The following is a 14666-nucleotide window of genomic DNA, read 5'->3' as shown; positions in this document are numbered from 1 at the left end:
GGTCAGGCTCCCAGCGTCGCGGCCGCGTCGTGGATCGCGGCCCGGATGCGGGCGTAGGTCGCACAGCGGCAGATGTTGCCGTTCATCGCGGCGTCGATGTCCGCGTCGGTCGGCTTCGGGTTCTGTTCGAGCAAGGCGGTGGCCGACATGATCTGGCCGGACTGGCAATAGCCGCACTGCGGCACCTGCAGCTTCACCCAGGCGGCCTGCACGGCCTGCGCGGGCTTGCTCTGCAGGCCTTCGATCGTGGTGACGTGCTTGCCTGCGATGCCGGCGAGCGGCAGCACGCACGAGCGCACCGCCTGGCCTTCGAGATGGACGGTGCACGCGCCGCACTGCGCCATGCCGCAGCCGAACTTCGTGCCGGTCAGCCCCGCGTGCTCGCGGATCGCCCAGAGGACGGGCATCGACGGATCGGCGTCGAGCGTAACGTTCTTGCCGTTGAGGACAAACGAGGTAGGCATGTTGGTATGTCTCCATGGGGAAAACCCGGCATGCGCCCGGTTAGCGGGCAGTGTGCGCGAGCGCGCGTTTTTTGCGTCTACCCAATCCTGCAAATTTATTGAACAATCCTGCAAATCCCCGGCGCGGCGGCGAGCGATTCGCTATGCTCGCGCGATTCGGGGAAACGAAGCGAGGAACCCGTCATGGACATGACCGATATCGCGGCGTCGCGCGAATCCGGTCGGCGCGAACTGGCATCGCTGATCGCCCGCTTCGCGCCGACCGACGGCTCCCACTCGACGGCCGTGCCGGCGCTGATGCTGCACCGGCACGGGCATCCGGTCGATCTCGGCTGCGGCGTGTCGCGCGCCGCGCTCGTGATCGCCGCGCAGGGCGCGAAGCGTGTGATCGTGGGCGGCCAGGCTTACGAATACGACACGCGGAACTGCCTGATTGCGTCGATCGACTTGCCGATTCTCTCGCGCGTCACGCAGGCGTCGCCGGATGCGCCTTACCTGTGCCTGTCGCTCACGCTCGATCCGCAGCGCATCGTCGAACTCGCGGCCGAGATGCGGCTACCGGAGCCGGATGCCGGCCCCGAAGGCGAGGGCATCGCGCTTGCCGAGCTGACGCCGCCGCTGTTCGATGCCGCGCTGCGGCTGTTGCGGCTGCTCGATACGCCGGCCGACATTCCGGTGGTCGCGCCGCTGATCGAAAAGGAACTGCTTTATCGGCTGATGAAGAGCGGGCAGGGCACGCGGCTGCGGCACATGGCCGTCGCGGGCAGCCAGACGCACCGGATCGCGCGTGCGATCGAGTGGATCCGCGATCACTACGCGGAGCCGATGCGCGTCGACACGCTCGCGCAGGCGGTCAACATGAGCGTGTCGTCGCTACATCATCACTTCAAGCACGTGACCACGCTGAGCCCGCTGCAGTATCAGAAGCAACTGCGGCTGCATGAAGCGCGGCGGCTATTGCTGCGGCAGGGCGGCGACGTCGGGTCCGTGGCCGCGACCGTTGGCTATGAAAGCGCGTCGCAGTTCAGCCGCGAATACAGCCGGCTGTTCGGCGCGCCGCCGATGCGCGACGTCGTGCATCTGCGCAAGAAGGAATTGCTCGGCACATAGCGGCGACGCGGTTCATTGCGATTGCATCGCGCGTGGCTTCGTCGTGCGCTGCGCGGTCTGCCGAATCAGGACGACATTCAAGCGGCGTGCCAGGGTTGCCGCATGCGGATGCGAGGGAGCAGCGGGCGGCGCTGCCGCGCCGCGCACGAACTTCTGTTTCACGCATGTATCCGTGGATTGCGCGAACCGGTGTGACAACTGCCGGCAGCATACGAACCGGCCGGTCGAAACGCGCAAAAAAGTCGCGGCGCCACGAATTTTCTGCATGAATCACGCTTTGCACGAACATGTTTCAGCGATGAGATTCGCGGCCGATATCGCATCGGAGATGTTTCTCGCGCGCATCGTGCGTCGTTATCCGGCGATTGGCGCGCGGCGGTTATCGACATCGAATGTCGCCGAATTGAATGACGCCAGTAACAATGAATAAAGGGTGTTGAAGGCTTCGTGCGGCACAGGTTGTCATTTTTTCCGTTATGCAGGCGGCGCGAACGCCATGTCGGCCTGCACCGCAATTGCCGTCTTTTGCCGCGCGTTCGCATTGTCGGCCGACGCTTGATCCCGTCGGTATTTTCACGGATGAATCAACTGCGTTTCGCGGCGGCCGGCGTGCGCGGCCGGAAGCCTGGCGATATCTGCCGTGCAGCCTTCGCTGCACCGGGGTGCCGCGCGTTTCGATTCGTCGTTTCCCAGGTATGCGAACGCTGTCGAACGGGCCGCAGCAGGCGGTTTGGCAGGGGCCGATGTGCGGATCGGCCGTAATCTGCGACCGCGCACTTCTCAAGTATGAAACACCCGTTCGTCACCCCCTTGCGCGGAGCCCCGCGGGCCGCATTCGTCCGCCTTTTCCGGCATTGCTTCGCGGCATTCAATGATCGGCGCAAGCTGCCCACGGTTGTCGCGATACATTCCTGAAACAAAAAATGCGATTCGCGGCGAAATGGCCGGGCGTTGCGGATGGTACGCGTCAGGCAACCATCGGTGGAATCACGCATGGCATGCCGCTTGCGACATGGGACGCACCGGCGAGCGGTCGACCTGATGCGACAAAGATGGGGGGGCGACGCGTTCGTCAATAAGCAGTCGGGGAAATAGAGATGAAGACCAGAAGCAGTCATTCGTTCCGCGCATTCCTTGCGCATCCGTGGGGTAGTCGGACAGCTCGGAGTACGGCTCGCGATGCAGTGCCAGCCTCGCGGGTTCGTCGCCGGTTTCCCGGCATCCGCGTGTTGCACGTGCTGGAACGCCTGTCGTTCCGCATGACGACCGGCCGACAGCGGTGCTCCCTTTCATTCAGCGCGTCCGGGTGGACCGGGCTGTTCGTGCCGGACAGCTTGACCCCGACTCGACTCCGACCGTGCAGGGCCGTATCGAGTGCGCCGGGCAAATACCGGCGCTCGCCGGACTCGCGCGAATACCCGATGGCCGGATGACCCGGAAGATCCTTGATCGGTAGCTCAGGGAGAGGCGATGCCGACTGACCGTCATGCAGGCCCGTTATCGCCACGATGATGTGCATGTTTTGGATGGCGCTGCATTTTCGGTATTTAACCATTTTCACGCATTTTCGATCGCTGAAGCGAATGCCGTGTGCCGGTGTGTCGCGGGTGCGAATTTCGAAAAAACCAGTTCGGGATGTCGAATGCCTGTATTCGGGTGCGTGAGGCGATTTGTTTTCTGATTTTTAAATATCGATATGCGATATCGAGAATTTCTATAAAAAATTCGGAAAATTAAAAAAATACCAACCTGAACTTCGACTGGCCAAAGGTGACGTGGTCTCGGATTCGAGACGAATCGTTGCTTTGTGATTGGATAGTGATCCTTATTTTTAAGGATTGCTCGAGGCAGGGAAGTTGAAGGCGTGCAGCTTTCCTCGCTTGTTCCGTCCACGCCGTTATGGAGTCGACCATGAAGAAGCTTCTGATTGCAGCAGCAGTGATGGCGGTTTCGGGTGCAGCGTTCGCAGCGAGCGGCACGGTCTCGACCAGCAACTCGTCGAGTGGTGGCCAGACGATGGCCGGTGTCGTCGGGTTCGGGCACTTCACCGCAACCGATTCGGGCGCGGCGCTCGGCGCCGCCGGTGCAACGGCCGGTGGCGGCGCGAGCAGCTCGATCTCGTACACGAACCACATCAACACGTCGACGGTGAGCGGCTTCGGCTTCGGCGGCGCACAAGCTGGCGGTTCCAGCGGCGCGAACGCCGGATCGACCGGCTGGACGATGTATCACTACTAAGCCGCGGCGCATAGCGTTCGTCATGGACAGGTGGCACGGATGCCGGGTTTCGTCCCGCGAGGGCGGACCCGGCGACCTGGCCACCGAACTTCCTCACAGCAAGGAATTGCTATGAAAGCCAACGTCATTTTAGCGACAGCGCTCACCGTCCTATCGTCAGCCGTGCTGGCGGCAGGTCCGACGACATTCAACCAGACGCAATCCGTCGCGGCAGGCGTCTCCGGTTCGGTGCTGGTCGGTACCGGCAGCTACACGAGCAACTCGACTTCGGTGGCGGGCGCGAACGCCGGAAGTACCGTGACACCCGCCGGCTCCATCGGCACGGCATCCGCCTATCACGACTCGACTTCGACGGCCAGCGGCTGGGGCACGAACGGAGGCGCGTTCGCGGCAGGCGGCGGTATCGGTGCCGCAGGCTCGTTCGGTGGAACCGGCAACACGAGCGAGAACGCCAATGCGCTGTCGGGAGGGGTGACCGCCACGATCGTACTCGGCGCGAACCACTACACGGCAACCGGCGCGAACGACAACGGCATTGCCAACGCAGGTGCCGCCGGCATGGCGGGCAGTGGGTGGTCGGGAACGGTCGCGGGCTCGAATCACTTCAACTCGTCGACGGTATGGGGCACCGGTCCGGCCGGATCGCCGTTCGCATCGGGCGGCAGCCAGGGCAGTTCCGGCGCGACCGCCGGCAGTCCCTGAATCGGGTGTCGGGGGGCCAGCTTCCCAACGACGCTGGTCTCTTTCCTCGCCTTGTTGTCACCGTAGGAGTTGGCATGAAGCAGAAACTGATTGCCGCCGCTCTGATGCTCGCGTCTCTGACGGCGTATGGCGCTGACCGTGCTGCCGACGACGTGCAATTGAATGTGCAAACGTCAAACAACCCTGACCAGACAACCAAACCGTCACAACAACACACGCTTTCGTCGGGCAGTGCCATCGGCGCATCGGCGGCCCCGCAATGGCCGGGCATGTCGGGCGGTTCATGGTCCCAGCTGGGCAGTGGCTGGAAGCAGTTCGGGGAAGCAGGCAAAACTGAAGGCATTCAGGGGAATTAATACGGTTGCCTGGGTGGGAGGTCAAACCACGTCCGGAGATTGAAATGAACAGCAACAAGATCAGGGTGGCATGTGCGGCGATGTTCGCGATGGCCACGATCGGTGCCCAAGCGCAGACCGCCGACTCGACTTCAAGCGCGCAGTCCTCGACGTCGTCGACGGCGATCAGCCAGGGCGGTGGCTCGAGCATGAACACGAACACCACGAGTTCGCGCGGCGGTAACGCCACCAGCAGCAGCGGGGTGCGTGGCAGCGGCAATTCGAGCGTGCAGGTGAACTTGAACTTGCCTTCTTCCACGAGCGGCGGCTCGAACGTGACGCCGCAGAGCGTGAGCTCGCTCCAGTCGGCGGGCTCGCCGGGGACTAATCCGTTCAACACCCAGACGTCGGAAAACGTCAACTACTCGGGTACCCAGACGATCAAGACGAACCCCGCGATCCAGGCGCCGGGCCTCACGACCACGCTGTCCGATACCTGCATGGGCTCGGTGAGCGTCGGCGTGTCGTTTCCGGGCTTCGGCGCGACGGGCGGCACGACCCTGGTCGACCAGGCCTGCGTGCGTCGTCTCGACGCGCGTGAATTCCGCGCGATGGGGCTGACCGACGTCGCGCTCGCGCTGCTTTGCCAGAGCGATGCGAACCGGCGTGCGGTGGAAGCGACCGGTCACCTGTGCCCGGGCACGACCGCGCCGCTCGCGCGCTCGAACGTGGCGCCCGCCGTCGAAGCGACCGTGGCCGACGACGTGAAGTATCGCGATCCGATCGTGCGCAACCGCATGGGCCTGCCGCCGCTGGACGCCGCCGCGCCCGCGCAGACGCGCCCGGTGGCGACGACCGCGGTCCAGGCGGCGCCGATCCCGGTGCCGGCACCGTCGATCGCCGCGCCGGCCGTCGGCGCGGTGCCTGCCGCAGTACAAGCGGCCGCCGTGAAGGCGACGCAAGCGGCTGCGCTCGTGCCTGCCGCCGTTGCCGCACCGGCCGTGACGAGTGCTGCACCTGCCGTTGCACCCGTCGCGGTGAGTGCGGTGCCGGCTGCCGCCATCGTTGCGGCGCCGGCGGTTGCCGACAAGGCTCCGGAACCCACGCCGGCCGCAACCGCCACCACGGCGCAAGCCGCGGCGACGCCTGCGATCGACACGAAGGCGAAGGAACCCGTGCCGGCGGTTGCCGACAAGGCTCCGGAACCCACGCCGGCCGCAACCGACACCACGGCGCAAGCCGCCGCGACGCCCGCGGTCGACACGAAGGCGAAGGAACCCGCGCCGGCGGTTGCCGACAAGGCGCCGGAACCTGCACCGGCCGCAACCGACACCACGGCGCAAGCCGCAGCAGCGCCCGCCGCCGACACGAAGACGCCGGACATCGCGCAATCCGGACCGACGGCGACCGACGCCGCACCGCAGACCGCGGACGCCGCAACGTCGGCGCCCGCGGTCGATGCGAAGGCTGCCGAACCGGCATCGCAGGCAGCAGCCGAGGCGCCCGCGCCAGAAGCCGCGCAGCCCGCCGCAGCAGCAGCAGCTGCCGCTGCCGACGCGCCGGCAGCCGATGCGAAGGCGACGGACGCGGTCGAATCCGCTGCCACGCCCGCACCGTCCGCCGACATGCCGGCCGCGGTTGACCAGCAGGCCGCCCCGGCCGCGCCGGCGATGCCGGCGCCGACCGTCATCTCGACGAGCACATCGTCGTAAGCATGCGGACAAGGCTCCCGTGCGATCAACATGCCGGTCGCACGGGCGCCGCCGGGATCCGCGGCGCGACGCACGTCGCAAGTTTGACGGGTGTTGGTCCCTTCCCCGAGGTCAACACCTCTTTTTGCCTGACGAGGGTACAAGGAGGCCTCAATCATGAGGATCTTTTTGGTCGCGCTGCTGCTGGCCGGCACACAAGCCGCCGCGCAGTCGGTTTTCCAGAACCCCGCGGTCTTTGTCATCCTGAGCGAGCAGACCCTCGCGAATGCCGCGAGCGTCCAGCAGGCGCTGACGACGCTCGGCCGCCCGGACAACACGGCATGCGTGCCGATGATGATGGTCGGCGATCCGCAGATGATCTACATGATGCCGGCGGAGGGGCACGCACCGTCGTGGCAATCGCCGGTGTACGGTCGTGGCGCGCCGTTCGCCGCGCAGAACGGGCCGACGCCGACCGGCAAGACGGTCGGCGCGATGCAGCACGCGGAGGACATGCAGACGCAGCCGTGGAGCGACGGCAGCGCGATCACGCAGAAGATCGCCGGCGAGTCGAGCTTGTCGGCGTCGGCGCGGGTCAGCGACTGGCAGCGCAAAGGGCTGAACACGATCGAGACGGCGCCTGCGACGGAAGTGACGGTGAACGGCAAGACCTACCGTGCTTATCGCGAGGACCTCAACCAGGCCGCGCGGCCCGTCGTCGAACCGCAGATCTACATGCAACGCGTCGTGTTCTGCCGATGACGAAACTTTCCCGAGCGGACATGCCGGCAGCGTCGCGCGTGGGCAGGGAGGCCTGCCGCGCATCGTTTCGCGCCGCCCGTTCGGCCAGACAACCCCATGCGGCGAGGCCATCGTGAACCATTGCTGCCCGATCAGACTGTCAGGCCCGCAGGAGGGTGAGCGGGCGCCGTGCACGCCACCGTTCGTCGCGGTCCGGCGTCACCATGGCGTGCCGTCACGCCCGCTCGTGTATCTGTCGCCGCGTCCCGATGCGGGGCTCGTCGACTGTCTCGCGTCGCGCGGCTGGGACGTGTGGCGCGCGAAATCCGTTGCGGACGCACTCAATCTCGTGAAGGCGAACCGCCTGCATGCGGGCATCGTCGATTTCGACGGTTTCGCGTCGCCCGACGTCGCGTCGTTCGAGGCGCTGCTGCGCGATCCGCGGATCGGCTGGGTCGCGCTCGCCGACGACGAGCGACTGCGCGACGCCACCATCGCGCGTCTGATCCGCCAGTGCTGCTTCGGCTACGCCCGCGATGCGACGGCCGATACGACGATCGGTTATCTCGTCGGCCATGCGTACGGGATGCTGAAACTGGCGGAAGGCGATCCGGCCGTCGATGCCGCGCCGCCCGGCGGCACGATGATCGGCGCGTGCGACGCGATGCGCCGTCTGTTCGCGACGATCCGCAAGGTTGCGAACACCGAGGCCACCGTGTTCATCGCCGGCGAATCCGGCACCGGCAAGGAGTTGACCGCGTCGGCGATCCATCAGCATTCGTCGCGCGCCGACGCGCCGTTCGTCGCCGTGAATTGCGCGGCGATTCCGACGACGCTGCTGCAGGCCGAGCTGTTCGGTCATGAGCGCGGCGCGTTCACCGGCGCGCATCAGCGCAAGATCGGCCGCATCGAGTCCGCGCACGGCGGCACGCTGTTCCTCGATGAAATCGGCGACATGCCGTTCGAGAGCCAGGCGAGCCTGCTGCGGTTCCTGCAGGAGGGCAAGATCGAGCGGCTCGGCGGACACACGTCGATTCCGGTGGATGTGCGGATCGTGTCCGCGACCCACGTCGATCTCGAGGCCGCGATGCAGGCGGGACGGTTCCGTGCGGACCTGTATTACCGGCTGTGCGTGCTGCGTATCGACGAGCCGCCGCTGCGCGCGCGCGGCCGCGACATCATGCTGCTCGCCGATCACATCTTGCGGCGCTATCGCGGCGACAGCGCGCACCGGATTCGCGGCTTCATGCCGTGCGCGATCGAGGCGATTCACAACTATGCATGGCCCGGCAACGTGCGCGAACTGATCAACCGGATCCGCTTCGCGGTCGTGATGACGAACGGCCCGCTGATCTCGGCCGTCGATCTCGAACTGAACCAGTACACGTCGCAGCGGCCGCCGACGCTCGCGGAATTGCGCCGCCAGGCCGAGCGGCGCACGATCGAGGAAACGCTGTTGCGGCATCGGCGTCAGCATGCCGACGTCGCGGCGGAACTCGGCGTCTCGCGCGCGACGCTGTACCGCCTGATGACCGCGCACGGCCTGCACGGCTGACGCGGATTGCGCAGGTTGCGCGCGTTGCGCCCGCGCGGCAGGTGGCCGGCGTCGCGCGGGCGCCGGCCCGTGGCGTCAGGCCGGCCGTTCGAAGCCCGATTCGACCCAGCGTGCGGCACTGGCCTTGTTGAGCTTGAACCCGGCGGAGACCTTCGCGTCGGCCAGCAGCTCGCCGTATGGGTCGAACGCCTTCAGTTGCGCATACGGCTCGAACTCGTCCGGCACGATGTCGAGCGTGACCGACACATCCTGTCCGTCGTCGTTCTGCACCGTCACTTCCTTGTGCAGCATCGCACGGCGTTGCTGCTCGTGTCGCATCAGCACCTCGGTCGCGGTCTTCACCAGCGTGCGGAACGCATTCGCGTCCATCGGCTTCGGATTCTTCTTGTCGCGACCCATCGTCCACGGGCCGACGAGCGCGGGCTCGGCTTCGCCGTCCTTGATCATCTCGACGGCCCAGCCGTCGTCGTCCTCGTTCTTGATGATGCGGGCCGTCCAGCCGTTGTCGCGCCAGAGGCCGTCTTCGTGGATGGTGGTGTCGTCGGATTGCAGATCGGATTCGGTCATGGGGGAAGCGGGAGTACGGGCAGCCGGCGAACGGGCGGGCGCGCGGCCGGGAAGGGCGCGCTGCCGCCGGCCGGTCGCCCGGAGTGGCATGCAAAGGCCGCAATTTTACCCCGCGGGCCGTCCGTGCGGCCCGCGCGACCCGCAACGTCGGCCGTCCGGCCGACCCCGGCCGCCGCTGGACGGTCGGACCGGCGCCGATATCAAACTCGTATCACGCCTGCACCGACCAATTCAGACGACGCCCCATATCCCGGCCGTGCGTTGCTGCCTAGAATGATGTCCGGGATAAAAATATCCTGAACGTCGATTCAATGCCGATCCGCCGCGCACGCATTCCGCGACGTGCGGCCCGGCGAAACTTCTGGGACTGCGCATGGGGAAATTCAGAATTCGCACTGTTTTCGCGTACGACTCGCCGCTGACGCTCGCGGGCATGGAGCACATTGCCGGCGACGCGTGCGCGATCGATCTGGTCGGCGTCTCCCGGACCCCGGGCGATCTGATCGAGGCGCTCGGCAGCGTCGACTGCGACATCGTGCTGGTCGACTATCCGATTCGCGGCGACGTGCAGATGGACGGTCTCGCACTGTTCGACTGGCTGCACAGCACGCGCCCGAACGTCGGGGTCGTCGCGCTGGTGGGCAACGAGAATCCGGTGATCTTCCGCTCGATTCTCGCGAAAGGCGGCGCGAGCCTCGTCAGCAAGTTCGACGAAGTCGGTCACATCGTCACCGCGATCCATTCGAGCTACAGCGGCGGGCGCTATCAGTCGCCGCTCGTCCGGCGTGCGCTCGATGCGGTCGCCGAGCACGACCAGGCGCCGGTGAAACTGTCGACGCGCGAGATCGAGGTGATGCGCCTTTATCTGGCCGGCCTGCCGATCAAGACGATCGCGCAGCGGTTGAACAAGGGCAAGCAGACGGTCAGCGCGCAGAAGATCAGCGCGATGAAGAAGCTCGGCGTGACCAACGACATCGAGCTGGCCCAGCGGGCGGCCGGGATGGGGTTCGGCGGTTTCAAGCCCATGAGCCGGCCGGGCGGAGCGGGGTAAGCGTGGAAGACGCGCGGAAGAAGTGAGGGCGGGGCCCGGGTCGTGCGGGGCCGGCCGCGCATTGCCGGCCGGTCAGGCGAAATCCGTCGGCATCCGGCGGGATGCCGACGGACGAGGCGACGTCAGGCCGGCAACGTGAATCGCGTGACGGCGTCGCGCAGCGCCTCGGCCTGGTCGCGCAGCGAATGCGCGGCGGCCGCGGCCTCCTCGACGAGGGCCGCGTTCTGCTGCGTGACCTGATCCATCTCGCCCACCGCGCGGTTGACCTGCTCGATCCCCGCGCTCTGCTCGCGCGACGCATGGCTGATCTCGTCGAGGATCTCGTTCACGCGCCGCACCGACTGCACGATCTCGGCCATCGTCTCGCCCGCGTGCGTGACGAGCGTCGCGCCGTGCTCGACGGTTTCGTTCGACGACACGATCAGCGACTTGATCTCCTTCGCGGCCGTCGCCGAGCGTTGCGCGAGCGAGCGCACCTCGGCCGCGACCACCGCGAAGCCGCGGCCCTGTTCGCCCGCGCGCGCCGCTTCGACGGCCGCGTTCAGCGCGAGGATGTTGGTCTGGAACGCGATCCCGTCGATCACGCCGATGATGTCGCCGATCTTGTGCGAGCGGTCGGTGATCTCGTTCATCGTCCGCACCACATCGTCGACCACCTCGCTGCCGCGCGTCGCGACCTGCGCGGCCTGGCCCGCGAGCGTCGCGGCCTGGGCGGCGCTGTCGGCGTTCTGCTTCACGTTCGCGGTCATCTGGTCCATGCTCGACGCGGTCTGCACGAGCGCGGCCGCCTGTTCCTCGGTGCGCTGCGACAGATCGGTGTTGCCCGACGCGATCTCGCTCGCGCCGACGTTGATGTTCTCCGTGCCCGTCCGCACGCGCGACACCATGTCGATCAGCCCGTTCTGCATCGTATGCAGTGCATGCAGCAGGCTGCCGCGGTCGTCTTGCTTCACGCTCACGCGCGCGGTCAGGTCGCCCTGCGCGATACGCTGCGCGGCGTCGAGCGCCACTTCGAGCTCGCCGCCGAGGTTCGCGCGCACGCTTTTCAGCACGAGCACCATCACGGCGGTCGCGATCGCGCCGAGCACGGCCGTGATCGCGAGCCAGCGGCCGACGCTCGCGAGCACGGCCGAACGCACGTCGTCCATGTACATGCCCGTCACGAGATACCAGTCCCACGGCGCGAAGCGCTGCACCGCGCTGGTCTTGTCCTGCGGCTTGTCGGCGCCCGGCTTCGGCCACAGATACTCGACGAAACCCTTGCCGCCGTCCACGTTGCCGGCCTTCACGATCTCGACGAACAGATGCTTGCCGTTCGGATCCGTGAAATTCGACACGTCCTTGCCGTTGAGCTCGGTCTTGATCGGATGCATCACGACCGCCGGCTTCGAATCGTTGATCGAGACGTAGCCGTCGGTGCCGTAGCGCATCGCCGCGATCGCCTCGAGCGCCTTCTGCTTCGCGTCGGCTTCCGGCAATGCGTTCTGTTGCGACAGCTTGTAGTAATGGTCGGCGACATTCGTCGCCTGCGCGACCAGCGACGCAAGCTGGTCGCGGCGATCCGTGATCATCGATGCGCGCGTCTGCCATGCGCCGATGCCGGCGATCACGAGCAGGCCGAGCCACAGGATGACGATCATCGAGGCGAGTTTCTGGTTCAGGGAAAGGGTGCGCATGGGTAGTGAGGTCGGTCGGTCGAACAAGCGCGCCGGAACGGCGTGACGGGATAATTCTTTGACGGCGCGAAACGGACGTTGCCGTAGGCGGGAAATCCCTTAGAAACGGCGACGGCTCGATACCGCCGAGCGCGGTGCGGTTATCTATGCATATACATATTCGGCGTCGCTATACTGTCGGGCGATGGCGGTTGCGCGTCGTGCCCCGACGGTCGGGGCGAACGGCGGCGGCGTCGAACCAACCCGAAAGGAGGCAACGATGCGAATTCTGGTGGTGGGGGCCGGCGCGGTCGGCGGATACTTCGGCGGCCGGCTCGCGGCGGCGGGGCGCGACGTGACGTTTCTGGTGCGCGACGGCCGGGCGGCCGCGCTCGCGCGCGACGGGCTCCTGATCCGCAGCCCGCGCGGCGACCTGACGCTCGCGAACGTGCAGACGCTGCGCGCGAGCGACGCGGCCGCGCCGTTCGACCTGGTGCTGCTCAGCTGCAAGGCGTATAGCCTCGACGATGCGATCGCATCGTTCGCGCCGTTCGTCGGGCCGTCGACGCTGATCCTGCCGATGCTCAACGGGATGCGCCATCTCGACGTGCTGCGCGACCGGTTCGATGCCGCGCAGGTGCTCGGCGGCCTGTGCGTGATCGCGGCGACGCTCGATCGCGAGCAGCGGATCGTGCATCTGAACGACACGGCAGGGCTGTCGTTCGGCGAACTCGCCGGCGGCGAATCGGCGCGCGTGCGCGCGGTGGCCGACGTGCTGGGCGGCGCGGGTTTCGATGCGACGCTCAGCGACGACATCGCCGCGCGGATGTGGGACAAGTGGGTGTTCCTCGCGACGCTCGCAGCGAGCACGTCGCTGTTTCGCGGGTCGATCGGCGACATTCTCGCCGCGCCGGACGGCCGCCGCCTGCTCGAGACGATGCTCGACGAATGCAGCGCGATCGCCGCGCACAACGGTTACCGGCCCGATTCCGCCGCGGTCGAGCGGATGCAGCGGATGGTGCTGACGCCGTCGCCGCTGACCGCGTCGATGCTGCGCGACGTCGAAAACCGCGCACGGGTCGAAGCCGATCACGTGATCGGCGACCTGCTTGCGCGCCGCGACCCGCAGGCGGCGGATGCGTTGTCGTTGCTGCGGATTGCGTACAACCACCTGAAGGCGTACGAGGTGCGTGTCGCGCGGGAAAGCGCGGCGGCGTAGCCGCGCCAGCGGCCGTCGTCGACCCGCCTGGCGGCCGTGTTCCGGCGCGCGCGTATGTCCCGCCGGCGCTCGGTCGGCGGGGTGCCGCACTGCACAATTTTGCGTTTCGCGCCCCTTTCCACCCGCAACCCGCAAAAAAGTATCGAAAATCAGGCGTAAAGTTGGTGGAGCCGCGCACGCGATCGACCTACATTGCTTCCCATGCGACCGGTCGCGTTGCCGCACGACTCACGCGGCGAACGAGGCGAACCGCCGAGCGGCCCGGCCAGCGAGACATGGGAATGGAGACGCCAGGATGATGCATCCCGATCTGGAAGTGGTCGACGTGCGACGCGACGAGTCGTTCAAGGTCTGGTCGCACGGCTATCCGTACCGCACGATCCGCTGGCATTTCCATCCCGAATTCGAACTGCACCTGATCGTCGCGACGAGCGGCAAGTATTTCGTCGGCGACCATATCGGCTCGTTCGGCCCCGGCCATCTCGTGCTGCTCGGCCCGAACCTGCCGCACAACTGGGTCAGCGACATGGCCGAAGGCGAAACCGTCGAGCGCCGCAATCTCGTGATCCAGTTCGATCCGTCGTTCGTGCGCCGCTGCATGGACGCGTTTCCCGAATGCCGCGACGCGCAGGCGCTGCTCGACGACGCGCGGCGCGGCGTCGGCTTCGACGACGACACGAGCGCCGCGATCGCACCGCTGTTCGACGAATTGCTGACCGCGCGCGGGATGCGTCGCATCGCGCTGTTCATGACGATCCTCGAGCGGTTGTGCGGCGCGGCCGAACGCACGCTGCTCGCGAGCCCCGCGTACGACCAGGCGCACGTGACGCCGACGCGGCTCAGCCACGCGCTGTCGTACATCGGCAAGAATCTCGCGTCCGAGCTGCGCGAATCCGATCTCGCGCAATTGACCGGGCAGAGCGTCAGCGCATTCTCGCGCGCGTTCCATCGCCATACCGGGTTGCCGTTCGTCCAGTACGTGAACCGGCTGCGGATCGAATCCGCATGCCAGATGCTGCTCGCCGACGACGCGAACATCACCGACATCTGCTTCCAGGCCGGCTTCAACAACGTGTCCAACTTCAATCGCCAGTTTCGCGCGGTGAAGGGGATGGCGCCGACCGAATTCCGCGCGCTGCAGCGGTTGAACGCACGCAGCCGCGAGCTCGCGCTGCATGCGGCGCCCACCGGCAATCCGATGCCGCCGCGCGTGGTCACGCCCGATGCACGCGGGCGCGTACCGCAGCCCGGATGATCGCCCGGCGTTCGCCCGCCTGACTTTTCCTTGCCGTTTCACCCAGCCCATCGCGCCGTTCGCGTCGCGAGGGGCTCGCTCAC

At 66.8% G+C, this 14666-nt stretch carries 14 protein-coding genes; 11 read left to right on the top strand and 3 right to left on the bottom strand.

Translation table 11 applies throughout. From position 1 onward, the window contains the following. Positions 1-2: 2 nt before the first annotated feature. Positions 3-464, bottom strand: coding sequence for a (2Fe-2S)-binding protein (locus ACV22V_RS09280; RefSeq protein ID WP_059468378.1), 462 nt, complete (start codon positions 462-464; stop codon positions 3-5). 183 nt (positions 465-647) lie between these two features. Between ACV22V_RS09280 and ACV22V_RS09275 the strand changes: the two genes are divergently transcribed. From ACV22V_RS09275 to ACV22V_RS09240, 8 genes are all read left to right on the top strand, one after another. Beyond that, positions 648-1574, top strand: a complete 927-nt coding sequence (locus ACV22V_RS09275) for an AraC family transcriptional regulator N-terminal domain-containing protein (protein ID WP_448013627.1) — start codon at positions 648-650, stop codon at positions 1572-1574. Positions 1575-1839: 265 nt separating this feature from the next. After that, the gene (locus tag ACV22V_RS09270) at positions 1840-2004 is read left to right on the top strand and encodes a hypothetical protein (RefSeq protein WP_448013626.1); all 165 of its coding nucleotides are present in this window, start codon (positions 1840-1842) and stop codon (positions 2002-2004) included. A gap of 1481 nt (positions 2005-3485) precedes the next feature. Then, positions 3486-3812 carry a hypothetical protein gene (locus ACV22V_RS09265; protein WP_059527202.1) on the top strand — a complete coding sequence of 109 codons (327 nt, stop codon included), beginning with the start codon at positions 3486-3488 and terminating at the stop codon, positions 3810-3812. 111 nt (positions 3813-3923) lie between these two features. Then, complete coding sequence (locus tag ACV22V_RS09260) at positions 3924-4514, top strand: hypothetical protein (protein ID WP_059526722.1); 591 nt, start codon at positions 3924-3926, stop codon at positions 4512-4514. 74 nt (positions 4515-4588) lie between these two features. Then, positions 4589-4870: a hypothetical protein gene (locus ACV22V_RS09255; protein WP_448013625.1), complete on the top strand. Its 282-nt coding sequence runs from the start codon at positions 4589-4591 to the stop codon at positions 4868-4870. A gap of 44 nt (positions 4871-4914) precedes the next feature. Next, positions 4915-6561, top strand: coding sequence for a chemotaxis protein CheA (locus ACV22V_RS09250; RefSeq protein WP_448013624.1), 1647 nt, complete (start codon positions 4915-4917; stop codon positions 6559-6561). 156 nt (positions 6562-6717) lie between these two features. Further along, a complete protein-coding gene (locus ACV22V_RS09245) occupies positions 6718-7302 on the top strand; it encodes a hypothetical protein (protein ID WP_448013623.1) in 585 nt (194 codons plus the stop codon). A 112-nt stretch (positions 7303-7414) separates the two neighbouring features. After that, positions 7415-8836 (top strand): sigma 54-interacting transcriptional regulator, encoded by a 1422-nt coding sequence (locus ACV22V_RS09240; RefSeq protein ID WP_448013622.1) that lies wholly within the window; start codon positions 7415-7417, stop codon positions 8834-8836. A gap of 75 nt (positions 8837-8911) precedes the next feature. Here ACV22V_RS09240 and ACV22V_RS09235 read toward each other — a convergent pair whose 3' ends face one another. Further along, positions 8912-9403 (bottom strand): hypothetical protein, encoded by a 492-nt coding sequence (locus tag ACV22V_RS09235; RefSeq protein WP_059449548.1) that lies wholly within the window; start codon positions 9401-9403, stop codon positions 8912-8914. 373 nt (positions 9404-9776) lie between these two features. Between ACV22V_RS09235 and ACV22V_RS09230 the strand changes: the two genes are divergently transcribed. Next, complete coding sequence (locus ACV22V_RS09230) at positions 9777-10454, top strand: response regulator transcription factor (RefSeq protein WP_059526704.1); 678 nt, start codon at positions 9777-9779, stop codon at positions 10452-10454. Positions 10455-10576: 122 nt separating this feature from the next. Here ACV22V_RS09230 and ACV22V_RS09225 read toward each other — a convergent pair whose 3' ends face one another. After that, on the bottom strand, positions 10577-12130 hold the full coding sequence (locus tag ACV22V_RS09225) for a methyl-accepting chemotaxis protein (RefSeq protein WP_448013621.1): 1554 nt from the start codon (positions 12128-12130) through the stop codon (positions 10577-10579). Between the two features lie 259 nt (positions 12131-12389). On the opposite strand from ACV22V_RS09225, the gene panE reads away from it, so the two are divergent. Together panE and ACV22V_RS09215 are read left to right on the top strand one after the other, a co-directional pair. Next, on the top strand, positions 12390-13328 hold the full coding sequence (gene panE, locus ACV22V_RS09220) for a 2-dehydropantoate 2-reductase (protein WP_059526697.1): 939 nt from the start codon (positions 12390-12392) through the stop codon (positions 13326-13328). Between the two features lie 295 nt (positions 13329-13623). Next, positions 13624-14583: an AraC family transcriptional regulator gene (locus ACV22V_RS09215; protein ID WP_059526694.1), complete on the top strand. Its 960-nt coding sequence runs from the start codon at positions 13624-13626 to the stop codon at positions 14581-14583. The last annotated feature ends 83 nt before the right edge of the window (positions 14584-14666 follow it).

This window comes from Burkholderia sp. AW33-5, from assembly GCF_053427615.1.
The sequence above is the reverse complement of the archived record's forward strand: the minus strand, read 5'-3'. Positions and strand labels throughout refer to the sequence as shown.